This window comes from Streptomyces sp. A2-16 (genome assembly GCF_018128905.1).
Taxonomy (GTDB): Bacteria; Actinomycetota; Actinomycetes; order Streptomycetales; family Streptomycetaceae; genus Streptomyces.
Genome location: NZ_CP063808.1, coordinates 2,452,957 through 2,476,339 on the forward strand (window position 1 = coordinate 2,452,957; position 23,383 = coordinate 2,476,339).

Annotated in this window: 22 protein-coding genes and 1 pseudogene; 11 read left to right on the forward strand and 12 right to left on the reverse strand. The window is 72.7% G+C overall.

What is annotated here, in order from left to right; all coding sequences use genetic code 11:
* Positions 1-19: 19 nt before the first annotated feature.
* Positions 20-784, forward strand: a pseudogene (locus tag IOD14_RS44865) (ABC transporter permease subunit); the annotation flags it as partial.
* Between the two features lie 90 nt (positions 785-874).
* The gene (locus tag IOD14_RS11065) at positions 875-2,308 is read left to right on the forward strand and encodes an ATP-binding cassette domain-containing protein (RefSeq protein ID WP_249126260.1); all 1,434 of its coding nucleotides are present in this window, start codon (positions 875-877) and stop codon (positions 2,306-2,308) included.
* On the opposite strand, the gene IOD14_RS11070 is transcribed toward IOD14_RS11065, so the two are convergent.
* Complete coding sequence (locus IOD14_RS11070) at positions 2,295-3,653, reverse strand: hypothetical protein (protein WP_212670156.1); 1,359 nt, start codon at positions 3,651-3,653, stop codon at positions 2,295-2,297. The two genes, IOD14_RS11065 and IOD14_RS11070, sit on opposite strands and share 14 nt — an antisense overlap.
* 114 nt (positions 3,654-3,767) lie before the next feature.
* On the opposite strand from IOD14_RS11070, the gene IOD14_RS11075 reads away from it, so the two are divergent.
* On the forward strand, positions 3,768-4,994 hold the full coding sequence (locus IOD14_RS11075) for a molybdopterin-dependent oxidoreductase (RefSeq protein ID WP_212670157.1): 1,227 nt from the start codon (positions 3,768-3,770) through the stop codon (positions 4,992-4,994).
* A gap of 292 nt (positions 4,995-5,286) precedes the next feature.
* Here IOD14_RS11075 and IOD14_RS11085 read toward each other — a convergent pair whose 3' ends face one another.
* From IOD14_RS11085 to IOD14_RS11095, 3 genes are all read right to left on the reverse strand, one after another.
* Positions 5,287-6,174 carry a class I SAM-dependent methyltransferase gene (locus IOD14_RS11085; RefSeq protein WP_212673250.1) on the reverse strand — a complete coding sequence of 296 codons (888 nt, stop codon included), beginning with the start codon at positions 6,172-6,174 and terminating at the stop codon, positions 5,287-5,289.
* A gap of 413 nt (positions 6,175-6,587) precedes the next feature.
* Positions 6,588-7,196, reverse strand: coding sequence for a DUF2064 domain-containing protein (locus IOD14_RS11090; protein ID WP_123992233.1), 609 nt, complete (start codon positions 7,194-7,196; stop codon positions 6,588-6,590).
* Entirely contained in the window at positions 7,193-7,903 is a 711-nt protein-coding gene (locus tag IOD14_RS11095) for a glycosyltransferase family 2 protein (RefSeq protein WP_212670158.1), read from the reverse strand. The genes IOD14_RS11090 and IOD14_RS11095 overlap by 4 nt, the downstream gene beginning before the upstream one ends.
* 103 nt (positions 7,904-8,006) lie before the next feature.
* On the opposite strand from IOD14_RS11095, the gene IOD14_RS11100 reads away from it, so the two are divergent.
* Together IOD14_RS11100 and IOD14_RS11105 are read left to right on the forward strand one after the other, a co-directional pair.
* The gene (locus IOD14_RS11100) at positions 8,007-8,723 is read left to right on the forward strand and encodes a response regulator transcription factor (RefSeq protein WP_123992235.1); all 717 of its coding nucleotides are present in this window, start codon (positions 8,007-8,009) and stop codon (positions 8,721-8,723) included.
* Positions 8,724-8,725: 2 nt separating this feature from the next.
* A complete protein-coding gene (locus IOD14_RS11105; protein WP_123992236.1) occupies positions 8,726-9,838 on the forward strand; it encodes a HAMP domain-containing sensor histidine kinase in 1,113 nt (370 codons plus the stop codon).
* Between the two features lie 94 nt (positions 9,839-9,932).
* Here the strand turns inward: IOD14_RS11105 and IOD14_RS11110 are convergent, their stop codons facing one another.
* The 3 genes from IOD14_RS11110 to IOD14_RS11120 form a co-directional block, all read right to left on the reverse strand.
* On the reverse strand, positions 9,933-10,934 hold the full coding sequence (locus tag IOD14_RS11110; RefSeq protein ID WP_212670159.1) for an NAD-dependent epimerase/dehydratase family protein: 1,002 nt from the start codon (positions 10,932-10,934) through the stop codon (positions 9,933-9,935).
* A 70-nt stretch (positions 10,935-11,004) separates the two neighbouring features.
* A complete protein-coding gene (locus tag IOD14_RS11115; protein WP_123992238.1) occupies positions 11,005-12,462 on the reverse strand; it encodes a HAMP domain-containing sensor histidine kinase in 1,458 nt (485 codons plus the stop codon).
* Entirely contained in the window at positions 12,459-13,148 is a 690-nt protein-coding gene (locus IOD14_RS11120) for a response regulator transcription factor (RefSeq protein WP_174269264.1), read from the reverse strand. Before IOD14_RS11120 ends, IOD14_RS11115 begins: the two co-directional genes overlap by 4 nt.
* 148 nt (positions 13,149-13,296) lie before the next feature.
* On the opposite strand from IOD14_RS11120, the gene IOD14_RS11125 reads away from it, so the two are divergent.
* From IOD14_RS11125 to IOD14_RS11135, 3 genes are read left to right on the forward strand one after another with little or no spacing between them, the layout of a single operon-like run.
* The gene (locus IOD14_RS11125) at positions 13,297-14,637 is read left to right on the forward strand and encodes a ferredoxin reductase family protein (RefSeq protein ID WP_212670160.1); all 1,341 of its coding nucleotides are present in this window, start codon (positions 13,297-13,299) and stop codon (positions 14,635-14,637) included.
* A 10-nt stretch (positions 14,638-14,647) separates the two neighbouring features.
* On the forward strand, positions 14,648-15,358 hold the full coding sequence (locus IOD14_RS11130) for an FMN-binding protein (protein ID WP_123992239.1): 711 nt from the start codon (positions 14,648-14,650) through the stop codon (positions 15,356-15,358).
* Positions 15,359-15,368: 10 nt separating this feature from the next.
* The gene (locus tag IOD14_RS11135; protein ID WP_249125895.1) at positions 15,369-16,109 is read left to right on the forward strand and encodes an FAD:protein FMN transferase; all 741 of its coding nucleotides are present in this window, start codon (positions 15,369-15,371) and stop codon (positions 16,107-16,109) included.
* Between the two features lie 44 nt (positions 16,110-16,153).
* Here the strand turns inward: IOD14_RS11135 and IOD14_RS11140 are convergent, their stop codons facing one another.
* From IOD14_RS11140 to IOD14_RS11150, 3 genes are all read right to left on the reverse strand, one after another.
* The gene (locus tag IOD14_RS11140; RefSeq protein WP_123992241.1) at positions 16,154-16,576 is read right to left on the reverse strand and encodes a hypothetical protein; all 423 of its coding nucleotides are present in this window, start codon (positions 16,574-16,576) and stop codon (positions 16,154-16,156) included.
* The gene (locus tag IOD14_RS11145; protein WP_212670161.1) at positions 16,573-17,406 is read right to left on the reverse strand and encodes a tetratricopeptide repeat protein; all 834 of its coding nucleotides are present in this window, start codon (positions 17,404-17,406) and stop codon (positions 16,573-16,575) included. Before IOD14_RS11145 ends, IOD14_RS11140 begins: the two co-directional genes overlap by 4 nt.
* A gap of 136 nt (positions 17,407-17,542) precedes the next feature.
* On the reverse strand, positions 17,543-19,627 hold the full coding sequence (locus IOD14_RS11150) for a glycosyltransferase family 39 protein (RefSeq protein ID WP_212670162.1): 2,085 nt from the start codon (positions 19,625-19,627) through the stop codon (positions 17,543-17,545).
* Positions 19,628-19,860: 233 nt separating this feature from the next.
* Between IOD14_RS11150 and IOD14_RS11155 the strand changes: the two genes are divergently transcribed.
* From IOD14_RS11155 to IOD14_RS11165, 3 genes are read left to right on the forward strand one after another with little or no spacing between them, the layout of a single operon-like run.
* The gene (locus IOD14_RS11155) at positions 19,861-20,991 is read left to right on the forward strand and encodes an ABC transporter ATP-binding protein (RefSeq protein ID WP_123992244.1); all 1,131 of its coding nucleotides are present in this window, start codon (positions 19,861-19,863) and stop codon (positions 20,989-20,991) included.
* Positions 20,988-21,677: an ABC transporter permease subunit gene (locus IOD14_RS11160; RefSeq protein ID WP_123992245.1), complete on the forward strand. Its 690-nt coding sequence runs from the start codon at positions 20,988-20,990 to the stop codon at positions 21,675-21,677. The genes IOD14_RS11155 and IOD14_RS11160 overlap by 4 nt, the downstream gene beginning before the upstream one ends.
* Positions 21,674-22,342, forward strand: coding sequence for an ABC transporter permease (locus IOD14_RS11165; protein ID WP_212670163.1), 669 nt, complete (start codon positions 21,674-21,676; stop codon positions 22,340-22,342). The genes IOD14_RS11160 and IOD14_RS11165 overlap by 4 nt, the downstream gene beginning before the upstream one ends.
* Positions 22,343-22,376: 34 nt before the next feature.
* Here IOD14_RS11165 and IOD14_RS11170 read toward each other — a convergent pair whose 3' ends face one another.
* Both IOD14_RS11170 and IOD14_RS11175 read right to left on the reverse strand, forming a co-directional pair.
* Positions 22,377-22,979: an ATP/GTP-binding protein gene (locus IOD14_RS11170; protein WP_123992247.1), complete on the reverse strand. Its 603-nt coding sequence runs from the start codon at positions 22,977-22,979 to the stop codon at positions 22,377-22,379.
* A complete protein-coding gene (locus IOD14_RS11175) occupies positions 22,966-23,382 on the reverse strand; it encodes a DUF742 domain-containing protein (protein ID WP_123992248.1) in 417 nt (138 codons plus the stop codon). Before IOD14_RS11175 ends, IOD14_RS11170 begins: the two co-directional genes overlap by 14 nt.
* Position 23,383 lies beyond the last annotated feature (1 nt).

Genomic DNA, 23,383 nt, shown 5'->3' on the forward strand with positions numbered 1-23,383 from the left:
CGCTGCACGGGCCTCTCGTATCCCTCGTGCCGGTCGGTTCGCGTGGGGACTCGCGATCATCGCCGTCCCCCTGCTCCTCGCCCTCCTCGGGCCCCTCTTCGCCGGCGAGCCCGGCCCCCGTGCCGTCTCCTTCACGCTCGGCGACGGCCACTGGCTCGGCACCGACTTCGTGGGCCGGGACGTCTGGCGGCAAGTGCTGCTCGGCGGCCGTACCGTCGTCGTGACCGCGCTCGCCGCGACCGCCCTCGCCTATCTGGTCGCGCTGCCGGTCGGTCTCGTCGCCGCGCTCACCCATCTGCGGCGGCTGGAGGACGTGCTGATGCGGCCGCTGGACGTGCTGCTCGCCGTGCCGTCGCTGCTGCTGATCCTGCTGGTGGCGTCCGTGTTCTCGCCCGGGGCGGTGGGGCTCGCGCTGCTCGTGGCGGCGGTGAACGTGCCGGACGCGGCGCGGATCGTACGGACCGCGGCGGGGGAGGTGGCCGCGCGGCCCGCCGTCGAGGCGTTGCGGATGCAGGGGGAGTCGTGGGGACGGATCGCCTTCGGTCATGTCGGCCGGGCCACCGTGCGCACTCTTGCCGCCGACGCGGGTGTGCGGCTGACCGGGGTGCTCTATCTGGTGTCCACGGCCGCGTTTCTCGGGGTCGGGGTGGCTCCGGACGCGGCGGACTGGGCGGTGATGGTGGACCGGAACCGGACCGGGCTGGTGGTGCAGCCCTGGGCCGTGGTGGTGCCCGCGGTGCTGATCGTGGCGCTGACCACGGGCACGAATCTGCTCTTCGACGCGGTGGGACCCGGCCGTCGTGAGTCTGCGTCGCCGTCGTCGCCGGGCGCCCCCACGCGGCGGAGCAGCACTTGTGTTGCCGGACTTCGTCGTCTGCGGGTCGAGGTCCGTGGCCGGGTGATCGTCGACGGCGTGGATCTGTGTGTGCTGCCCGGGAAGGTGACCGCGCTCGTCGGGGCTTCCGGGAGCGGGAAGACCACCACCGGGCTCGCCCTGCTCGGAGAGTTCCCGCCCGGTGCCCGGGTCACGGGTGAGGTGTACCGCGCGGCCGACGGGCCCGTGGGTTACGTGCCGCAGCATCCCGCCGCCGTTCTCAATCCCGCCAGGAGGATCTCCGCGCTTCTCCACGACATCGCCCGCGCCCGCGTCCGCCATCTGCCCCGGGGCCGGCGCCGTGCGGCGGCCCGCGCGCGGGTGCTCGACGCACTGGCGGACGCCCAACTCCCCGATGCGGAAGCCCTCTTGCGGCGCTATCCGCACCAGCTCTCCGGCGGTCAGCAGCAACGCGTCGTCCTCGCCCAGGCCCTTCTCCTCGGGGCCCGCGTCATCGTCGCCGACGAACCGACCACCGGGCAGGACCCGTTGACCAGGAGCCGGATCGTCGAGCAGCTGGCGGCGGTCGCGGCGCGCGGTATCGCCGTCGTGCTGCTCAGCCACGATCTCGACGTGGTCCGCGCGCTCGCCGACGACGTCCTGGTCATGCGGGCGGGCCGGGTCGTGGAGTCGGGACCGCCGGAACGGCTGTGGCGTGCGCCGCGGCACGCATGGACCCGTCGGCTGCTCGACGAGCACCGGGCGGACCCACCCGAGGCCGGAGGAGGCCGACCCGTCCTGGAAATACGCGATCTGACCGCCGCACACGGCAAGGCCACGGTCCTGCGCGCTCCCCTCCTCACCCTCGACTCCGGCGAATGCCTGGCCGTCGTGGGCCGCTCGGGCAGCGGCAAGACCACCCTCGCCCGCTGCCTGGCGGGGCTCCACCGCGACCACGGAGGTGAGGTTCTCCTCGACGGAACGCCGCTGCCCCGCACCCTCCGTCGCCGCAGCAGTGCCCAACTCGCCGCCGTGCAATACGTGTTCCAGGATGCACGGGCCGCCTTCGACGAATACCGGCCCGTCCTCGACCAGGTCGCCCGCACGGCCGTACGCCTGCGAGGCAGCGGCGAACAGGAGGCGAGGGAGGAGGCGCTGGCCACTCTCGTCCGCCTCGGTCTCCCTGCCGACGATCTGCCGTACCGCCTGCCCGGCAGGCTCTCGGGGGGCGAGCTCCAGCGCGTCGCGCTCGCCCGTGCCCTCCTGGCCCGTCCCCGGGTGCTGATCTGCGACGAGATCACCTCCGGACTCGACATGGTCACGCGGCGCGGGATTCTCGACCTCCTCGCCGGTCTGTTGCGTGAGCGCGAGGGCCTGTCCCTGGTCCTGATCACCCACGACCAGGACACGGCGAGGATCGCCCACCGTGTCGCCGTGGTGGACGGGGGTGAACTCGTCACCGTACGGAAGTCGAGGCGCCTCACCACCCCGTGAGCAACAGGTGGTTGACGAGCAGCGCGAGCACGGCCTGCCCGACCAGCCACCCCCGCACACCCGTCAGAAACGTACCCGCCGGCAACAGCCACACCGCGAACGGCAACCAGATCCGCTCGGTCTCCGCCTTGCTCATCCCGGACAGATCCGCGACGAGCAGGGCCAGGAGAGCGGCCGTCACCAGCAGGCCCAGGCGGTGATCACCACGGTTCGGGGGTGCCGGGTGGGGGCGCAGGGAGCTGTGCGACCAGCCCCCGTACGGCCGCAGCCGAACGACGACCCGCCGCACCCCCGCCACCGTCGCCGGTCCGACGATCACCACCGTGCACGCCAGATTCGCCCACACCCAGTACCCGTACGGCCGAACCCCGCCCGCCCCCTGGTAGTAGCGGGTGACGAGGATCCGATACCCCTCCCACCACTCGAACCCGAGCGCGGTGAAGACCGCCGGCACGACCACGAAACCGGCCAGGGCGAACAACAGGGGCCGCCGACGGGAGGACCCCGCCCACACCACCGCCCCCGCGACGACGGCCATCAGCGTCAGGCCGTACGACAGATAGACGGTCAGCCCGAACAGCAGCCCCGAGCAGAAGCCGTACGGTCCCGGCCGGACCCCCCGCACCGCGAGGGCGAGCAGCGCCACCGCCCACGCGGCCACCGCCGCGAAGTACCCGTCGGCCGACGTGCCCACCCAGACCGCGGCCGGGGCCAGGACCAGGAAGGGCGCGGCGCGGCGGGCGAGCGACTCGGCGGCGAGAGTCCGTACGGCGACCAGGACCGCGACCGCCGCGGTCGTGCCGACGGTGATGCACCAGGTGCCCGCCCAGCCCCCGCCGCCCAGCCCGGTCCGGTCGAGCAGGACGAAGGTGAGGGTCGCGCCCGGGGGATGCCCGGCGACATGGGCGCCCCAGTTGTCCGGCGAGTCGATCAGGATGTGCCGGGTGAAGTCGCGCAGGGCGGCCGGGATGTCGTGGAAGCGGCCGACGGCCGGGAGGTACTCGTTCCTGGTGGTGAGCTGCTCGGCGACCCCGCGCTGCCAGCCGTCCACGAGGGCCAGGGACCACGTCCAGGCCATGCCCGCGCCCCAGACGGCGAGCAGCAGCGGGCGCCAGGACAGCCGGGCGGCGAGCGAGGGGCCGTACGCCACCACGGCGGCCGCGACGACGGCCGCGGCCGGCGTGCCGGGGCCGACGTGCGGGTCCCAACTCGCCAGCAGCGGCGGCCAGCCGACGCGGAGCGAGCCGTCCCGGTGCTGGATCGCCGTGCCGACCAGTGCGGCGGTCAGCACGAGGAGCGCGGCGCACACGGCCGCGTACAGGTCACGAAGGAGGTCCCGGTTCACGCGGACGACGCTAGGCCGCACGGTCTCCCCCGGACGGCTGACATGCGAGGACGTCAGAGTTTCGTCATGGTTCGCGGACCCGTTCACGGGGTGGTGCGGACCTACCGTCGGGGCATGGCACGGTCACCCTTCGCACCTTCCTTCTGGCGCAGTCCGCTGCGCGGCCCCTGGCTCACCTCGGTCCTCGGGGTCGTCCTCCTCGGCGGGATCACCCTGCTGTTCATGACGGGGCTGCTGTCGTACGCCGCCTACAACCCGGACCTCTCGCCGGTGAACGACAAGACCCCGGACAAGGGCGTCCTCGGCTTCTACCTCTTCTCCTGGCCGACCGACCCGCACTGGCTGTACCGGCTCAACCAGGGCGTCCACGTCACCCTCGGCATCACCCTGATCCCCGTCCTGCTGGCCAAGCTGTGGTCGGTCGTACCGAAGCTGTTCACGCTGCCGCCCGCGCGGTCGCTCGCGCACGTCCTGGAACGGATCTCGCTCCTGCTGCTGGTCGGCGGCGCCCTGTTCGAGTTCGTGACCGGCGTGCTCAACGTCCAGTTGGACTACCTCTTCCCGGGCTCCTTCTATCCCCTGCACTTCTACGGGGCATGGGTGTTCTTCAGCGCGTTCGTCGCCCATGCCGTCCTGAAGATGCCGCTCGCCTGGCGGAATCTGCGCCGACTCCGTGAGGAGAAGACCGAGTTGGTGTCGCCGAACCCCGCGCCGCCGACGGTGTCCCGGCGCGGGGCCCTCTGGTTCGTCGGGAGCGGCTCGCTGCTGCTGTTCGTCACCACGGCCGGGCAGAACTTCGACGGTGTGCTCCGCAGAACCGCCCTGCTCGCCCCGCACGGAGGCGGCGAGCCGGCCTCCGGACCGGGCGGCTTCCAGATCAACAAGACCGCCGCGTACGCGGGGATCGATCCGGATGAGACGAGCGAGGAGGCCTGGCGGCTCGTCGTCGTGGGGCGCGCGGGGCGCACCGTCCGCCTCGGCCGCGCGGAACTCCTCCGACTTCCCTTGCACAGCTCGGCGTTGCCCATCGCCTGTGTGGAGGGCTGGTCCACCTCCGACCAGTGGTGGCGCGGGGTGCGGCTGCGGGACCTCGCCGCGCTCGTCGGGTACGAGGACGATCCACCGGACGTCTTCGTGGAGTCGCTGCAACGCCACGGTGCCTTCCGGCGGGCCGCCCTGCGCGCCAACCAGGTCGCCGACCCGCGGTCCCTGCTCGCCCTGTTCGTCAACGGCGAGGACCTGACCCCCGACCACGGCCACCCGGCCCGGATCATCGTGCCCGCGGCGCCCGGTGTGCTCAACACCAAGTGGGTGGCCCGGCTGACGTTCGGAGACCTGTGATGCGGATCCCTCTCGGCAACCCTCTCCAAATCCTCCTGCTCGCCTGCTCGTTCGCCCTCGCGGGGTACGCGGGGGTGCGGCTCCTGGCAGATGACTGGTTCGGCGTCGCGCTGTGGTTCGTGGGGGCGGCGGTGGTGCACGACCTGGTGCTGCTGCCGCTGTACGCGGCGGCGGACCGGGCGCTCGTGAGGACGGCGGGGCGGCACGTGCTGTACGTGCGGGTCCCCGCCGCCCTCTCCCTCCTGCTCCTGCTCGTGTGGTTCCCGCTGATCAGCGGGCAGGTCGCGGACCGCTACGCCTCCGCGACCGGCCTGTCCCCTGACGGCTTCCTGGCCCGCTGGCTGCTGGTGACGGCCGCGCTGTTCGGTGGCTCGGCGGCGGTCTTCGTCGTACGGTGGCGCAGGGACACGAAGGAACGGCCGCCCGCCGTCCACTGATCCACGAACGCCCAGTCGGTGCGGGGCGCGTGCCGCAGCAGGGCGGGGCTGCCGAGCCGGGCCCACGGGAACGGGTTGCCGGTGGCTCCCCTGGCATCGGTGACCCGCACCTGGATCCGCTCGTCGATGTCCGGGTCCGTGACCGTCTCCGCGATCAGCAGTCCGCCAGGGGCGAGCAGTTGGGACATCCGGTCGAGCAGGGCCTGCGGGTCGCCGCCGATGCCGACATTGCCGTCGATCAGCAGCGCGGTGCCCCAGCGGCCCTCGCCCGGCAGGGACTCGAAGACGGACCGCCGAAGGGCCTGCCCGCCCAGCGCGACGGTCCGTGCGACGGCCGCCTCGCTCACGTCGATGCCGAGCACCGGCCGGCCGTGGGCACCGAGCGCGGCGACGAGCCGCCCCGGGCCGCAGCCGACGTCCAGTACCGCCCCCTCGCAGCGCCGCAGCACCTCCAGGTCCGCGGCATCCGCGGCCGCACACCACCGCTCCAGCTCGAGCAGCAGCAGCCATCCGTCGGAGCGACGCAGGAACAGCGGACCCTGCCCGGTGCGGAGGGCCCGGGCATAGGGGTCGGCGGACCAGGTGCCGTCGTGGGAGGGGGCGCCGGTGCCTGGGCCGGGTGGTCGGGTTCCGGGTCGTGTGTCGGTCGTGGTGGCCGTGGCCGGGTTTCGGTGCGGCCCGGTGCTGTCCGTCTGCGGTTGTGGGCTGTCGGCTCGGGCGCCGGTGCCGGTGCCGGTGCCGATGCCGGGGCCGGGTGGTCGGGTTCCGGGTCGTGTGTCGGTCGTGGTGGCCGTGGCCGGGTTTCGGTGCGGCCCGGTGCTGTCCGTCTGCGGTTGCGGGCTGTCGGCTCGGGCGCCGGTGCCGATGCCGGTGCCGGGGCCGGGTGGTCGGGTTCCGGGTCGTGTGTCGGTCGTGGTGGTCGTGGCCGGGTTTCGGTGCGGCCCGGTGCTGTCCGCTCGGGCTTGCGTGTCCGGGGCGGGTGGCCGGGTGTCGGGTGCGGTCGGCAGGGGCTGTGCCCGTGGTGTCCGGTCCGCGTCCCGCTGTCGTCCGACCCCGGCCCGTCGCGGGCTGTCGGCCTCGTCGCGCGGCTCGGGGCCTGCGCCGCTGTCACCGTCCTCCCGCAGAGGCGCCCTCGCGACGTCGACCCCCGGCCCCCTCATCGCCCCGCTCCCGCGAGCCGTTCCAGCTCGGCCGCGAACCGTCCGCCCGGTGCCGCCTTCGCCACCAACTGCGCGTCGTACGCCGTGTCCACGTCCCGCAGCGGCGGCAGCTCCCGCACCCGCAGGCCGGTCAGCCGGGCGCGCTGGGCCGCTCCGGTCCGGGGTGTCGACATCGGCACCCCGCGCAGCAGGGACGGATCCGGGTCCGCCAGACCCAGCGCCCAGAAGCCGCCGTCCTCGGCCGGCCCGAAGTACGCCTCGCAGTCGGCGAAATCCACCGTGAGCAGCTCCGGAGTCACCTGGGGGGTGTCCATCCCGATGAGCAGGGCCGGGCCGTCGCAGCCCGCGAAGGCCGCGGCCAGCCGTTCGTCGAGACCGCCCGCGCACTGCCGTACGACATCGAAGCCGGGCGGCAGCCAGGGGCCCGGTTCGCCCTCCAGGACCAGGACCCGGCGCCGGGCCGGGGTGCGGGCCACGACGTCGAGGGTGTCCGCGAGGGACGCCTCGGCCAGCGCGGCCGCCTCCGGGGGCGTGAAGGGCGGGGTGAGCCGGGTCTTCACCCGCCCCGGCCGCGGCTCCTTGGCGATGACGAGCAGCGTGGTCACGCGCGCACCCCCTTCTCGGACTCGGAGAGGACCTGGCTCATGTCCCGGACCGCCTGCCAGGTGCCCCGCCACGTGCCCGTCACCTTGGAGGTGCCGGTACGCGGCCGGTACGGGACGTCGTGCTCGGCGATCCGCCAGCCTGCGTCGGCCGCCCGCACCACCATCTGCAGCGGGTAGCCGCTGCGTCGGTCCGTGAGGCCGAGGGCGAGCAGCGGCTCGCGCCGGGCGGCCCGCAGCGGGCCAAGGTCGTGCAGGCGCAGACCGGTGCGGCGGCGCAGCAGCCGGGCGAGCGCGAGGTTGCCCGCCCGGGCGTGCGGTGGCCAGGCACGGCGGGCCTGCGGGCGGCGCCGGCCGAGCACCAGGTCCGCCTCTCCGGCCAGCACCTCGCCCACGAACGGCACCAGGTCCGAGGGGTCCAGGGAGGCGTCGCAGTCGCAGAAGCACACGATGTCGGCCGTGGCCGCGGTCAGCCCGGCATGGCAGGCGGCGCCGAAACCGCGCCGCTCCTCACGGACGACGGTCGCGCCGAGGGCGTGGGCGATGCGGGCGGAGCCGTCCGTGGAGCCGTTGTCGACGACGAGCGCGCGCCAGCCGGGCGGGATGCGTTCCAGCACCCACGGCAGGGCCTCGGCCTCGTCCAGACAGGGCAGCACGACGTCCACGGACGCCGCCGTTTCGTTTGGGGAAGGGGTCGTCACGGCTTTCACCCTACGAGTACAAAACGGACGAATCCGACTTCGGCTTCTTACGAAACAAGGACGTCGGCGGCCGTGGGCGGCACATGCGCGTGCGCGGTGCGAGGCTGGCGGCATGGAGCAGCAGCAGTACGCACAGACCCGGCCCCGGGTGCTCGTCGTGGACGACGACCCCACCGTCGCCGAGGTGGTCTCCGGCTACCTGGACCGGGCCGGCTACCTCGTGGACCGGGCCGCCGACGGCCCCGAGGCGCTCGCCCGCGCCGCCGCGCACCGCCCGGACCTCGTCGTCCTGGATCTGATGCTGCCCGGCATGGACGGCCTGGAGGTGTGCCGCCGGATGCGCGGGCGCGGGCCCGTGCCGGTCATCATGCTCACCGCCCGCGGCGACGAGGACGACCGCATCCTGGGCCTGGAGGTCGGCGCCGACGACTACGTCACCAAGCCCTTCAGTCCCCGAGAACTGGTCCTGCGCGTGGAGTCCGTGCTGCGCCGCGCCCGCCCCTCCCAGCCGTCCGGCCACCTGCGCGCCGCCGGCCTGTCGATGGATCCTGCGGCCCGCCGCGCCCTCAAGGACGGCACCGAACTCGCCCTCACCATCCGCGAGTTCGACCTCCTCGCGTTCTTCCTGCGCAACCCCGGCCGGGTCTTCGGCCGCGAGGACCTGATGCGCGAGGTGTGGGGCTGGGACTTCGGCGACCTGTCCACCGTCACCGTCCATGTGCGCCGGCTCCGGGGCAAGGTCGAGGACGACCCGGCGCGCCCGCGGCTCATCCAGACGGTGTGGGGCGTCGGCTACCGCTTCGAGGGCGCCCCGGAAACCGAGGTCTGACCATGTCCGACATGCTCCTCATCGCCCTCTACGCCTTCCTCGGCGCCGTCGCCGCCGGACTCCTCGGCGCGTGGGTGCTGCTGCTGATCCGTCGCCGCTCGCTCTCCCTGCACCTCACCGTGGTCGCCGCCGTGGGTGTCACCGCGATGCTGGCCGGCACCCTCGCGGTCGCCCAGGCCATGTTCCTGTCCCGGCACGACCTGAGCGTCGTCACGACCGTCGTCCTGATGGCCGCCGTGGTCTCGCTGGCCACCGCCCTGCTGCTCGGCCGCTGGGTCGCCGCGCGCAGCCGGGCCCTCGCGCTCGCCGCCCGCTCCTTCGGCGACGGCGGCGACTTCACCTCGCCCGGCGGGCCCACCACCGCGGAACTCACCGACCTCAGCCGGGAGTTGGAGGCCACCAGCGCCAAGCTCGCCGAGTCCAGGGAGCGCGAACGCGCCCTGGAGTCCTCCCGGCGCGAACTCGTCGCCTGGATCTCCCACGACCTGCGCACCCCGCTCGCCGGGCTGCGCGCGATGTCCGAGGCCCTGGAGGACGGTGTCGCCGCCGACCCCGCCCGCTATCTGAGGCAGATCCGCACCGAGGTCGAACGCCTCAACGACATGGTCGGCGACCTCTTCGAACTCTCCCGCATCCACGCGGGGACGCTGGCGCTGAGCCCGAGCCGGATCTCCCTGTACGACCTCGTCTCGGACGCCCTCGCGGGCGCCGACCCCCTGGCGCGCGAACACGGAGTACGGCTGGTCGGCGACCGGGTGGCCGCCGTACCGGTCGAGGTGGACGGCAAGGAGATGAGCCGGGTGCTGGGCAACCTCCTCGTCAACGCCATCCGCCGCACGCCCGCCGACGGGACGGTCGCGGTGGCCGCCGAGCACCGTGCCGAGGGGGTCGTCCTGTCCGTCACGGACGGCTGCGGCGGCATCCCCGAGGAGGATCTGCCCCGCGTCTTCGACACCGGCTGGCGCGGCACGCACGCCCGGACACCGCCCGCCGGGGCCGGACTCGGGCTCGCGATCGTCCGGGGCATCGTGGAGGCCCACGCCGGCCGAGCCACCGTGCGCAACGTCCCGGGCGGCTGCCGCTTCGAGGTGGTGCTGCCGTCGGCGGCCTCCTGAGAAGGCGGGCGCAAACGCCTGCACCACAGGGAAAGTGGGTGGTGCCACCCGCGGCCGCTTTCTTTCGCGGGCGGCACCACCGGTCCACCGCGGGCTACGCGCCTCGCATCCCCGCGCCCGCGAACTCCCGCATTCCCTCGGCGAATCCGACCTCCGCCTTCCACCCCAGATCCGCCCGCAGCCGCGCCGAGTCCGCCGTGATGTGCCGTACGTCCCCGAGACGGTACTCCCCGGTGACCACGGGCTCGGGCCCGCCGTACGCCCCGGCCAGCGCGCGGGCCATCTCGCCCACCGTGTGCGGCTCGCCGCTTCCGGTGTTGTACGAGGTGAGCGCGCCGTCCCTCGAACTCGCCTCCAGCGCCGCCACGTTGGCCGCGGCCACATCCCGTACGTGCACGAAGTCCCGGCGCTGGCAGCCGTCCTCGAAGACGCGCGGGGCCTCGCCGCGGGCGAGCGCGGAGCGGAAGAAGGAGGCGACGCCGGCGTACGGGGTGTCGCGGGGCATGCCCGGCCCGTACACGTTGTGGTAGCGCAGGGCCACCGCCGAACCGCCCGTGGCCCGCGCCCAGGAGGCCGCCAGGTGCTCCTGGGCGAGCTTGGTCGTCGCGTACACGTTCCGGGGATCGACCGGGGCGTCCTCGCCCACCAGGCCGGGGGAGAGGTCCGCGCCGCACACCGGGCACGGCGGCTCGAAGCGCCCCGCGTCCAGGTCGGCGACGGCCCGCGGGCCCGGCCGTACGGTCCCGTGCGCGGCGCAGGTGTACCGGCCCTCGCCGTACACCACCATCGACCCGGCCAGCACCAGCCGCCGTACCCCCGCCCCGGCCATCGCGGCGAGCAGCACCGCCGTGCCGAGGTCGTTGTGGGAGACGTACGCCGGGGCGTCGGCGAAGTCCACGCCCAGGCCGACCATCGCCGCCTGGTGGCACACCGCGTCCACCCCTTTCAGGGCGCGGCGGACGGCGTCGGGGTCCCGTACGTCGGACGCCGGGTCGGCCCGGACGTCGTACAGGACGGGCTCGTGACCGTGTGCCACGAGCGCTTCGACGATCCGGGACCCGATGAAACCGGCACCGCCGGTGACCAGTACGCGCATGCCCTCACGCTAGGGCCGTGCGCTGCCCGGACGGCCGGACCGCGCCCGTCACGTCACGGCTTCGTAAGACTCACGGCCCCATGAGGCTCAGCGGGAACGACACCGTGAACACCGTCGAGCCGGGCTCGCTGGAGAGCTCGGTCGTGCCGCCGTGCGCCCGGACCAGGGAGCTCGCCACCGCGAGGCCGAGACCGCTGCCGCCCCGGTCCCGGCTGCGGGCCTTGTCGACGCGGTAGAAGCGGTCGAAGACCCGCTCCTGGTCGGCGGCCGGGATGCCCGGCCCGCTGTCGGCGATCCGCACCTGCGCCTGCCCGTCCCGCACCCGCACCCCGACCGACACCTCGGTGCCCGCCGGGGTGTGCACGGCCGCGTTGGTCAGGAGGTTGTCGAGGACCTGGCGCACCCGCTGCGGGTCGAGCCGCAGCTTCAGGGCCTGCGGGCCCGGCGTCACCGTCAGCGGACGGCCCGGGTGGCTCGCGCGGAACGCGTCGGCCGCCTGCTCCACCAGCTCCACCAGATCCACCTCGGCGGGCCGCAGCGGGGTCTCCACCTCCGCCGCGTCCAGGCGGGCGAGCAGCAGCAGGTCGTCCAGGAGGAAGCCCATGCGGGCGGCCTCGGCGCGCAGCCGGGCCAGGTGCTTGTCCCGCTCCTCGGGGGCGTTCGCGGCGGCGTACTGGAAGAGGTCCGCGTAGCCGCGCACGGACATCAACGGGGTGCGCAGCTCGTGCGAGGCGTCCGCGACGAACCGGCGCAGCCGCTGCTCGGCCTCCGCGCGGACCGCGAGCGAGTCGTCGATGTGCTCCAGCATGGTGTTGAACGCCGTCCGCAGCTCCTCCACCTCCGGGCCGCCGCCCCGCTTGTCGGCGCGCAGCGGCAGCCGGGCCGCCGTGTCGCTGAGGTCGTGCGAGGCGATGCCGTGCGCGGTGGTCGCCATGTCGCTCAGCGGCTTCAGACCGCGCCGCAGCAGCTTCCGGCCGATCACCACGAGCCCCAGCAGGGCGAGCCCGAACGCGATCACCTGCACGGTGATCAGCCGCCGTACGGTGTCGTCGATCTCGTCCATCGGCGCGGCGCTGACCAGGACCACCCCCGGCTCGACCTCGCAGGCGCGCAGCCGGTAGTCGCCGGCGCCGCCGATGTGCCCGGTGCTCAGGACCTCCGTGTGGGAGGCGGTCTGCGCCTCGGCGAGGGCGGTGAAGTCCTCGACGTCCTTCGGCAGGTCGCCGGGGTCCTCGGGCTTGCGCAGCCGCGGGGCGCCGTCCGACACGTCGTACACGGCGTAGAACCAGCTGTAGTACTTCTTGCCGGACAGCGTGCCGTAGTCCGCGATGCTCTTGGACTGGGCGATCTGGGCCTGCGCCAGCTGGGTGTCGAGCTGGGCCGAGAGATAGTCCCGCATGTACGTGGTCAGCGCGGTCCCCACGACCGCGAACACCACCAGGGCCAGCGCCCCGAGGCCCAGCGCGAGACGGGTGCCGAGCCGCATCCTCCGGTAGGCCGACCGCACCCGGCCGAGGACGGACCTCATTCGGCCGTCTGCCGGATGACGTACCCGAAGCCCCGCACGGTGTGGATGAGCGGCTCGCCCGTGTCGTCCAGCTTGCGGCGCAGCCGGCTGACGACCAGCTCGACGACGTTGGAGCGGCCGCCGAAACCGTACTCCCACACATGGTCGAGGATCTGCGCCTTGGTGAGCACGGTCGGCGACTTGCGCATCAGGTACCGCAGGACCTCGTACTCGGTGGGGGTGAGCGTGAGGAGCTTGTCGCCGCGCCGGACCTCGCGGGTGTCCTCGTCCATCGTGAGGTCCGCGACCCGCAGCACCGAGCGCTGGAAGCCGGGCCCGGCGCTGCGCCGCAGCACCGTCCGCAGCCGGGCCATCAGCTCCTCCACCGCGAACGGCTTGACCAGGTAGTCGTCCCCGCCGCGGGTCAGCCCCGCCACCCGGTCGGCGACCGCGTCGCGCGCGGTGAGGAACACCACGGGCACCATGGTCCCCGAACGGCGCAGCCGGTCCAGGACGCCGAAGCCGTCGATGTCCGGCAGCATCAGATCGAGCACCACGATGTCCGGATGGAACTCCGCGGCGCGGGCGAGCGCCTCCTCGCCGGAGTTGGCGGTGACCGCCTCCCAGCCCTCGTAGCGGGCGACCGTCGCCACGAGATCGGCGATCGGCGGGTCGTCGTCCACGACGAGGAGTCGTACTTTTTCCACCCGCTCATAGTGCTTCACAGCGGGCGGAAAGCCGATGCGGGGTCGGCTCTCAGGCCACATCGATAACCTCTTGAAAGTTGTACGACAGTAAAACGACAGCTCCCGCCGGAGAAGCTCGTTACCCAGGCCCCGATCAAGGAGCTAGTCAGTGACGACCGTCCAATCGCCCCCTGCGCCCCCCACGGCGGCACAACGCCCCAGGGTGGTGGCCCGCGCCGGGCTCTACGCCGTGCTGGCCGCCAACGTGGCCGTGGTCGCCTGGTTCTTCGCCCAGGCCGGCTTCGCCTCCAACGCGCTCATCGTGCTCGGCCGCCTCACCGGCCTGTACGCGGCGCTCATCATGGCGTTCCAGCTGGTCCTGGTGGCCCGGCTGCCCTGGCTCGACCGCCGCATCGGCATGGACCGGCTGACCTCCTGGCACCGCTGGACCGGCTTCGGCATCCTGTGGACGCTCCTCGCCCACGTCGTCCTCATCGCCTTCGGCTACGCCGAGGGCACCGACGTGGGCCCGATCGGCGAGATCGTCGACCTCGCCGAGACCACCGAGGGCGTGCTCCGCGCGGTCGTCGCGTTCTTCCTGATCCTCGCGGTCGGCGCCGTCTCCGCCCGCTACGCCCGGCGCCGCCTCGCCTACGAGACCTGGCACTTCATCCACCTGTACACCTACGTCGCCGTGGTGCTGGCCTTCACCCACCAGGTCTCGGTCGGTACGACCTTCACGTCCTCGTCCGCCGCCACCGCCTACTGGTACGGCGTTTGGGGCGTCGCCCTCGGCTCGGTCGTCCTGGGCCGCGCGGTGCTCCCGCTGTGGCGCAACTGGCGCCACCAGTTCCGGGTCACCGCCGTGGTGCCGGAGAACGACCAGGTCGTCTCGATCTACATCAGCGGCAAGGACCTCGACCAGCTGCCCGCCCGCGCCGGACAGTTCTTCCTGTGGCGCTTCCTGACCGCCGACCGCTGGTGGCAGGCCAACCCCTTCTCGCTGTCCGCCGCCCCCGACGGCCGGACGCTGCGCCTGACCGCCAAGGCGGCCGGCGAGGGCAGCGCCGCCCTCCGGCACGTCAAGGTCGGCACCCGCGTCTTCGCCGAGGGCCCCTACGGCGCCTTCACCGCCCTGCACCGCACCCGCCCCGAGTCCGTGCTCATCGCCGGCGGCGTCGGCGTCACCCCCATCCGGGCCCTCCTGGAGGAGCTGGAGGGACACGCCGTGGTCATCTACCGGGTCGGCTCCGACCGGGACGCCGTCCTCTACGACGAGCTGCGCGACCTCGCCCTCGCCAAGGGCGCCGAACTCCACCTGGTCACCGGCCCGCCGGTGCCCGACAAGCTGGCCGCGGGCGAGCTGGCGCGGCTCGTGCCGGACATCGCGCAGCGGGACGTCTTCCTGTGCGGACCGCCCCCGATGATGAACGCGGTCCTGGCCAGCCTGCGCGAACTGAACGTGCCCAAGGCGCAGACCCACTTCGAACGCTTCAGCCTGGCGGGATGAGGAAGAGACCGTGAAACGAGCCATACCTGTCGTCGTCCTGAGCATCGCGGGCCTGGTCCCCGTGTGGCTGTACCAGCCCTCGGCCGGCTCCTCCACCGTTCAGGCCACCACCCCCGCGCCTTCCTCCACCTCCTCGTCCTCGGGATCCTCCGGTGCGAACGTCGTCACGAGCTCGACGATCACCACCGAGAAGGGCCCCGTGCAGCTCCAGGTGACCTTCGACGGTACGAAGATCACCGCGGTGAAGATGCTCCAGCAGCCGAACCACCCGCAGACCACGGCCGCCGTGCCGAAGCTGGTCGCGGAGACGCTGGAGGCGCAGAGCGCGGACATCGACACCGTGTCGGGCGCGACGATCACCAGCGAGGCCTACAAGAAGTCCCTCCAGGCCACGATCGACGACAACGCGAAGACGGCGTCGGCGGCCTCGTCGTCCCCGTCGGCCTCCGCCACCGAGGAGGCGTCCAGGACCGTGGACGGCACCGCGGTCGACACGGAGAAGGGCACCGTCCAGGTTCAGGTGACCTTCGAGGGCGACAAGATCAGCGCCGTGAGGATGCTCCAGCAGCCGAACCACCCGCAGACCACGGCCGCCGTGCCGAAGCTGGTCGCGGAGACGCTGGAGGCGCAGAGCGCGGACATCGACACCGTCTCCGGTGCGACCATCACCAGCGACGGCTACAAGGAGTCCCTCCAGGCCGCGATCGACGCGAAGGGCTGAGGAACCGAGCATGCTGCACCGGGTCGAACACGTCATGGGCTTTCCCGTCTCGCTGCGGGTCGACGACGAGACGGTCCGCGAGTCCGCGGCGGACGCGGTCTTCGCGTGGCTGCGCGAGGTCGACGCCCGGTTCAGCCCCTTCAAGGAGGACAGCGAGGTGTCACGGTACGGCCGCGGCGAGCTGTCCGCCGAGGAGCTGAGCGCGGACCTGCGCGAGATCCTCGACCTGTGCGAGCACTACCGCGAGGCCACCGGCGGCGCCTTCGACGTACGACTGCCCGGCCGCCGTCTCGACCCATGCGCGGTGGTCAAGGGCTGGTCGGTGCAGCGCGCGGCGGAGCGGTTGGCCGCGGCGGGCGCGACACGGTTCGTCCTCAACGCCGGCGGCGACGTGGTCGCCGCCGGCGGCCCCTGGCGGGTGGGCGTGCGCCACCCCGAGCACGCCGACAGACTCTGCACGGTCCTCTCCCTCGACAGCGGCGCGGTCGCGACGTCCGCGTGCTACGAACGGGGCGACCACATCATCGACGGCCGCACCGGCCGCGCGGCGACGGGCCTGCTCAGCCTCACCGTCGTGGCCCCGACCCTGACGGAGGCCGACTCGGTCGCCACGGCGGCCTTCGCCATGGGGCCCGAGGGGGTCGACTGGGCCGCGTCGCTGGACGGGTGCGAGGTGTTCGCGGTGGACGCGGAGCGACGGGTGCTGCGGACGCCGGGGTTCCCGGCGGTCGGGCAGCAGACGGCCGCGTAGCCGCGTGATCCGCCGGCGCTCCGTCGTGCCGGCCTCGCGCTCGCTCAGGGTCCCGTCGAACCGCCGGACACCGCGTCGGGCGGCGGCGGCTGGGCAGCCGTCACCGCGGTGATCCGGCGGACGGGACGGCTCAGTCCCGATTCCAGGGTGCGGCCCGGCATACGGGACAGGCCGAAGATCACCGCCAGGGAGATCGACGGTGCTCCCACCGCGAACGCGGCGACCAGCGGCTCCCCGGCGTCGATGCTGTACTTCGCGAACAGGAGCATCGCCCCGACGGACGTCAGCGCGAACACCTGGCCCATGGCCCGCTGGGCGACGGCCGCCCATGCCATACGGCGGCGGTGGCGCTCGTCGACGCGGAACTCGTCCCAGATCTCGGCCGCGAGACCGGGCTTGACCGACTCCCACTCGCGGGCGACGCTCGCGTCCCAGCGTGGGCCCGGGCCGGGATCCTGACGTGTCATCGGCGCTCCCGGCCGTGTACGGGGTCGATGTCGAGGTCCTCGTGGGCGGCTCGCCGCAGAGCCCGATTCTTGGCCGCCGCCCGGGTGAGGGCGGTCCTGGCACGGGGGTGCCCCAGGCTCTTCGCCTGCCGGAACCATTCGGTCGCGGACGCGAGGTTCCCCTCGTCGGCCAGCAGCAACCCCAGGTTGTACGCGGCGTCCGGGCTGCCCCGCAGCGCTCCTCTGCGCCACCATCGACGAGCCTGTTCGAGGTCGTCCCGTTCGCTCCAGAGCAGCCCCAGCAGCGAGTCCGCCTCCGCCACCCCCTGTTCGGAGGCGGCCACCCACGCCTCCTCGGCCTCCTCGATCCGGCCCTCGCGCTGCAGCAGCAGCCCGAGGTCCTTGGCCGCCTGGGCCGTGCCGTTCTCGAAGGCCTGCCGCAACTGCCGCTCCGCCTGGGCGTGGTCACCCGCCTGGATCGACGTCAGGCCCAGGAAGTGCAGGGCGCGCGAGCTGCCCCGGCTGCCGGCCTCGCGCCACAGACGGCGCGCCTCCGCCGGTCCACCCATCCGGAAACGGAGCACCCCGAGGTCGGTGAGTGCCCGCACGCTGCCTGAGTCCGCCAGCCGTCGCAGCAGCCGGGCGCTTTCCTCGATCCGTCCGCCACGGGCGAGGTCGAGTGCGCGCAGGTGGGTGTCCGTCTCGGGCGGTGTCCCCAGATCGGCGTACGCCGTCGCCCAGTGCCGGGTCAGCCGTTCGTGGAAGTCCGGCTCCTGCCGCCGCGCCCCGACCTGCGCGTGCCCGGGGGCCAGGACGTCGAGCGCGCCGTCGAGGAGGGCTCTCCACGCCATTCGCGCCTCCCCTCCCCGGGCTCGCCGACGGCTCAACTGTAGGGGAGGAAACGGAGGTTGGGCAGAGACGAGGGCGGGCCGCCGGTGTGTTCACCGGCGGCCCGCCCGCTGTGCGCCCGCGTGCCCTGGTCGTCCGTCAGCCGACGTCGGAGGCGTCCAGGCGGTACAGGCCGCTGTAGGTGCTCACCGCCGTGCCGTTCTTCTTGACCCAGGTGGCGATATCGGAGTTCGACGAGCCCTGGCCTGAGTCGCTGATGACGATGTAGTGCAGCTTGCCGGACTTCACGAGGCTCTTGAGCTTGGCGAGGGTCATCGCGTTGTCGGAGCCGGACCAACCGCCCATGGAGATCACCGGCTGACCGGACTCCAGGATGATCGAGGAGGCGGTCTGGTCGGTGGCGACCGCGACCAGCCAGGTGGCGCCGTCCTGGTGCTTCTTCAGATACGTGATCATCGCGGAGGAGACCTGGCTCTCGCCGCCCATGCCACCACCGCCGGCCGTCTTCGACTCGGCGCCGGTACCGGACTCACTTGTGGCGGAACCGGTGCCCGACGGGGGCCGGCCCGTGGACTGGTTGCCGGAGCCGCTGGAGCTGCCCGAGTCGGTGGAGCCGCTCGTGCCGCCGCCCGGGCCGCCGTTGCCGCTCGGGCGCTGACCGCCGCCCATGCCGCCGCCCCCGCCCATGCCGCCGGTGCTGGGACCGGCCGTCGGGTTCGTGCCGTTGGTGCTGGAGGTGGCGGCCGACGCCGAGTACGCGGCGGGACCGGCGAGCAGGGCGACGACCGCCGCGAGGGCCGCGATGCCGGTCAGGCGCTGCCGCTTGGTGAACCTGCCGAGCAGCAGTCCGATCACCGCGACCGCACCGGCGACCCCGGCCACGACCTCGGCGACCGTGTAGAGCGTCCCGGAGCCGGAGACCCGCTGGAGCAGGACGACTGCCCACACCGTGCTGACCGCGATCGACGCCGGCAGGACCCAGCCCCACTTCGCCGCCGAGCCCTCCCGGAAGGCCCGGTACAGCATCACCGCGCCGATACCCGCCAGGGCGGCGACGCCCGGCGCCATCGCCGTGACGTAGTACGGATGGAAGGTGCCCTCGGCGAGCGCGAAGGTCAGGTAGTGCAGGACGAACCAGCCGCCCCACAGCATCAGCGCCGCCCGCCTGGCGTCGGTGCGGGGCGCCCGGCCGCGCAGCACCAGACCGCCGACCAGCGCGATCAGCGCGAAGGGGATCAGCCAGGAGATCTGACCGCCCATGATGCTGTTGAACAGCCGGTACAGACCCGCCTCACCGCCGAAGCTCGCGCCGTTGCCCTGCGAGCCGACCGAGGAACTCGCCCCGAAGATCCGGCCGAAGCCGTTGTAGCCGATGACCAGGTCCCACACGGTGTTGTCGGTGGAGCCGCCGATGTAGGGCCGGGAGGAGGCGGGGATGAGATCGACGACCACCATCCACCAGGCGCTGGAGACGACCAGGGCGACGGTGCCGACGGCGAGGTTGCGGACCCGGCGGCCGAGCGAGCCCTTGGCCGCCCACACATAGACGAGGAAGAAGGCCGGCAGGACGACGTACGCCTGCATCATCTTCGTGTTGAACGCGAAGCCGATCGCGACCCCCGACCACACCAGCGGCATCAGCCGCCCGGTGCGCACGGCCTTCATCAGCGCGGCGGCGCCGAGCAGCATCAGGAAGACCAGGACCGGGTCGGGGTTGGTGTCGCGGTTGATGGCGACGGTGATCGGGGTGAGGGTGAGCGCGAGTGCCGCGATCGTGCCGGCCACGGCACCGAAGTCCCGCTTGACCATGCGGTACAGCAGCGCCACCGAACCGGTGCCGACGGCGACCATCGGCAGCATCAACTGCCAGGTCCCGTACCCGAAGGCACGGGCCGAGAGCCCCATCACCCACAGGGCGAACGGCGGCTTGTCGACCGTGATGAAGCTGCCGGAGTCGAGGGCGCCGAAGAAGAACGTCTTCCAGCTCTTCGTGCCGGAGTAGACGGCCGCGTCGTAGAAGGTGTTGCCGGTGATGGACGACAGGTTCCAGGCGTACAGCACCGTGGCCAGCACCAGGATCGCCCACAGGGCGGGGCGGGCCCAGCGCGGGTCCTCGGGGGCGCCGGTGAACATCCTGCGCAGCCGGCTGCTCGCGGCGGGCGGCACGGCCCGGTGCCTGCCCTCCTCTACGGACGGCGCGGGCGGTGGGGCGAGGGTCGTCATGGCACGTACTCCAGGTCTGCGAGCGGTGGTTGCCACGACCATCGGGCCCGGGCCTGGGTGATCCCTGTGGCTTCACTGAACGAAGGATGAGAATCAGGGAACTCACAGGAAGCCCACAGCGGCCCGGGACCGACCTCGGTGACGTAACACAACCGGTCTAGACTCTGCCGGACGGCCTGCTGAACCGGCCGAATGCGGACGACTTCTGCCAGACCCGAAGGGTATTCGGCGCTTTGATACGGATAGATTCAGTCACCAAGCGGTACCCGGACGGCACGGTGGCGGTCGACCGGCTCTCCCTGGAGATACCCGACCGCTCGATCACGGTGCTCGTCGGCCCCTCGGGCTGCGGCAAGACGACGACGCTGCGCATGATCAACCGGATGGTCGAGCCCAGTGAGGGGACCATCCTGATCGACGGCAAGGACAGCCGGCAGCAGCCGGTCAACACCCTGCGCCGGTCCATGGGCTACGTCATCCAGAACGCCGGTCTCTTCCAGCACCGCACGATCGTCGACAACATCGCCACCGTGCCCCGGATGCTGGGCTGGGGCAAGGACAAGGCGCGGGCCCGGGCCCGGGAGCTGATGGAGCGGGTCGGGCTCGACGGCTCGCTCGCCCGGCGGTACCCCTACCAGCTGTCCGGCGGACAGCAGCAGCGCGTCGGGGTGGCGCGGGCACTCGCCGCCGATCCGCCGGTGCTGCTCATGGACGAGCCGTTCTCGGCCGTCGACCCCGTCGTCCGCAAGGGACTCCAGGACGAACTCCTGCGCATCCAGGACGAGTTGGGCAAGACCATCGTCTTCGTCACCCATGACATCGACGAGGCCGTCAAGATCGGCACGATGGTCGCCGTGATGCGCACCGGCGGCAAGCTCGCCCAGTACGCGCCGCCCGCCGAACTGCTTTCCCACCCCGCCGACGCGTTCGTCGAGGACTTCCTCGGCACCGACCGCGGCATCCGGCGGCTGTCCTTCTTCACCTCCGCCGGGCTCCGGCTGCTCACCACGCCGGTCGTCGCGGTCGACGCCACCGCCGAGCAGATCGCCGCCCGCGGCACGGCCGACGCCCCCTACCTCCTCGTCACGGACGTGGACGGCAGGCCCCTCGGCTGGAGCGAACCGCGCGACCTCACCGCGGGCAGCATCGATGTCGGGCGACTGCTGCCGTACGGACGGCCGTTCGTCGCCGGCACCGACTCGCTGCGGGCCGCGCTGGACTGTGCCGTGCTCTCGCCCACCGGATGGGCCGTCGGCGTCGACGCCGAGGGACGGGTGGCCGGGGTGGTCTCCCAGCAGGCCATCGGCGAGGCGATCCGCGGAGCGCACGCCGAGGGCCGTACGGACTCCAAGGTCAGTCCATGAGCGGCTTCTTCGACATTCCGAGCGACCTCCAGCACAGCTGGCTCGGGCTGATCGGGCTGCACCTGAGGGAGGCCCTGCTGCCGGTCCTCGCCGGGCTGCTGATCTCCCTGCCGCTGTCCCAGCTGTGCGTGCGCTTCCGGTGGCTGTACCCGCCGGTGCTGTGGGTGACGACCGTGCTGTACGCGATCCCGTCGCTGGCCTTCTTCGTCGTCCTCATCGACTACACCGGCCAGACCGAACTCACGGTGATGATCCCGCTCACCGTCTACACGCTCGTCATCCTGGTCCCGGCGATCGTCGACGGCGTCCGCTCGGTGCCGCAGGAGACCCTCGCCGCCGCGACGGCGATGGGCTTCGGGCCCGTACGCCGTTACGTCCAGGTGCAGTTGCCGATCGCCGTGCCCGCCATCATCGCGGGGCTGCGGGTGGCGACCGTGTCGAGCATCTCCCTCGTCAGCGTCGGCGCGCTCATCGGCAACCAGGGTGCGCTCGGCAACCTCATCAACGACGCCAACATCTACAACCGGCCCGAACTCGCCGTGAACGCCGTGGTGACCATGGCGGTCCTCGCGATCCTGGCCGACGGGCTGCTGGTCGTCGTACGACTGCTTCTGACGCCGTGGATGCCGAGCGGCGCGCGTGCGCGGCGCGCGCAGCGGCCCGAACCGGAGGTCGCCGCCCGGTGAACATCCTCAACTTCATCAACGCCTTCTTCAGCGACAGCGCCCACTGGCAGGGCTACGACGGGATTCCCACGCGGCTCGGGGAGCACGTCCAGTACACCCTGGAGGCGCTCGCCATCGCCGCGGCGATCGGGCTGCCGGTGGGGCTCGTCACCGGGCACTACGGGCGCGGCGGCAACGCGCTGGCCTTCATCGCCGTCGCCGGACGGGCCCTGCCGACCTTCGGTCTGCTGGTGCTGATGACCCTGTCGCTCGGGTTCGGGCTGATCAACGTGATGATCCCGCTGGTCGTGCTCGCCGTGCCGCCGATTCTCGTGACCACCTACGAGGCGATGCGGTCGGTGGATCCCGCCCCGGTGGACGCGGCGCGGGGCATGGGCATGCACGAGGTGGAGGTGCTCTTCCGGGTCGAGCTCCCGGTGGCCCTTCCGCTGATCCTCGGCGGGCTGCGGTCCGCGGCCATCCAGATCGTGTCGACGGCCACCATTGCCGCGTACGTCTCCCTGGGCGGGCTCGGCCGCTACATCGTCGACGGCCTGTACCAGCGCAACTACGAGAAGGTCGTGGGAGGCGCCACGCTGGTCGCCCTGATGGCGCTGGCGACACTCGCGCTGTTCTGGGGGATCACCCGGCTCACGGTCTCGCGCGGGGTGCTCAGGAGCAACTAGACAAAGGGCCGGGGGTGTTCGCCCCCGGCCCATGTCACGTCTGCGTGCGGGCCAGTGCCTGTTCGAGCACGACCAGCAGGGCGTCCCGCACCGAACCGCGCTCCCTCGCGTCGAAGACGACCACGGGGACGCGGTCGTTGACGTCCAGGGCCCAGCGGACCTCGTCCAGGGTGTGTTCGACCCTGCCGTCGAAGGCGTTGACGGCGACGGCGAACGGGATCTGCTTGTGCTCGAAGTAGTCGACCGCGGCGTAGCAGTCGTCCAGGCGGCGGGTGTCGACGATGACGAGTCCGCCGACCGCGCCCTCGACGATGTCGTCCCACATGAACCCGAACCGCTCCTGACCCGGCGTGCCGAACAGGTACAGCTTCAGGGTCGGGTCGACGGTGATGCAGCCGAAGTCCATCGCGACCGTCGTCGTGGTCTTGCGGGGCGTGTGGCTGAGGTCGTCCACGCCGGCCGCGACCTCGGTGATGGCGGCCTCGGTGGTCAGCGGCTCGATCTCGGAGATCGAGCCGACCGCGGTCGTCTTGCCCACCCCGAAACCGCCCGCGATCACCATTTTGACCGGCAGCGGCGGTCGTACGGCGGCGGAGGGCGCGGCCGAGGGCCGGGTGGCCGGTTCAGTCGGTGTCACGGAGTACCCCTCGGGAGTCGGGGATGGCGCGCAGGCCGTCGATGAGCCTGCGCAGGACGGAGGCGTCGTGGGTGACGCCGGTGTCGGGCACGTGCACCGTCAGCTGACCGGCCGTGCGCAGGTCCTCGGCGAGGATCCTGACCACGTTCAGATGCAGCCGCAGCCGGGCCGCGATCTCCGCGATGGACTGCGGGATGCGGCACGCGGCGACGATGTCGTGCTGTTCGAAGGCGAGCCGGTCGAGCACGGCGAGTCCCTCGGCGGTGGCCACCACCTGGGTCTCGACGGGCATCGTCCGGCCGGACGGATCGGGTGCCACCCGGCCGGCGGTGACGAGGAACGGCCGTACGGCGGGCACGTGGCCGCCCGGCTCCGGGTTCGGAGGCGTGCTGCCGTCCGCCATG

Bases quoted from the DNA above. Each gene is read 5' to 3' on its own strand.
- IOD14_RS11075 (WP_212670157.1), top strand. From the start codon at position 3,768: ATGGCACGGTCACCCTTCGCACCTTCCTTCTGGCGCAGTCCGCTGCGC.
- IOD14_RS11100 (WP_123992235.1), top strand. From the start codon at position 8,007: ATGGAGCAGCAGCAGTACGCACAGACCCGGCCCCGGGTGCTCGTCGTG.
- IOD14_RS11105 (WP_123992236.1), top strand. From the start codon at position 8,726: ATGTCCGACATGCTCCTCATCGCCCTCTACGCCTTCCTCGGCGCCGTC.
- IOD14_RS11110 (WP_212670159.1), bottom strand. From the start codon at position 10,934: ATGCGCGTACTGGTCACCGGCGGTGCCGGTTTCATCGGGTCCCGGATC.
- IOD14_RS11115 (WP_123992238.1), bottom strand. From the start codon at position 12,462: ATGAGGTCCGTCCTCGGCCGGGTGCGGTCGGCCTACCGGAGGATGCGG.
- IOD14_RS11135 (WP_249125895.1), top strand. From the start codon at position 15,369: ATGCTGCACCGGGTCGAACACGTCATGGGCTTTCCCGTCTCGCTGCGG.
- IOD14_RS11140 (WP_123992241.1), bottom strand. From the start codon at position 16,576: ATGACACGTCAGGATCCCGGCCCGGGCCCACGCTGGGACGCGAGCGTC.
- IOD14_RS11145 (WP_212670161.1), bottom strand. From the start codon at position 17,406: ATGGCGTGGAGAGCCCTCCTCGACGGCGCGCTCGACGTCCTGGCCCCC.
- IOD14_RS11150 (WP_212670162.1), bottom strand. From the start codon at position 19,627: ATGACGACCCTCGCCCCACCGCCCGCGCCGTCCGTAGAGGAGGGCAGG.
- IOD14_RS11160 (WP_123992245.1), top strand. From the start codon at position 20,988: ATGAGCGGCTTCTTCGACATTCCGAGCGACCTCCAGCACAGCTGGCTC.
- IOD14_RS11175 (WP_123992248.1), bottom strand. From the start codon at position 23,382: ATGGCGGACGGCAGCACGCCTCCGAACCCGGAGCCGGGCGGCCACGTG.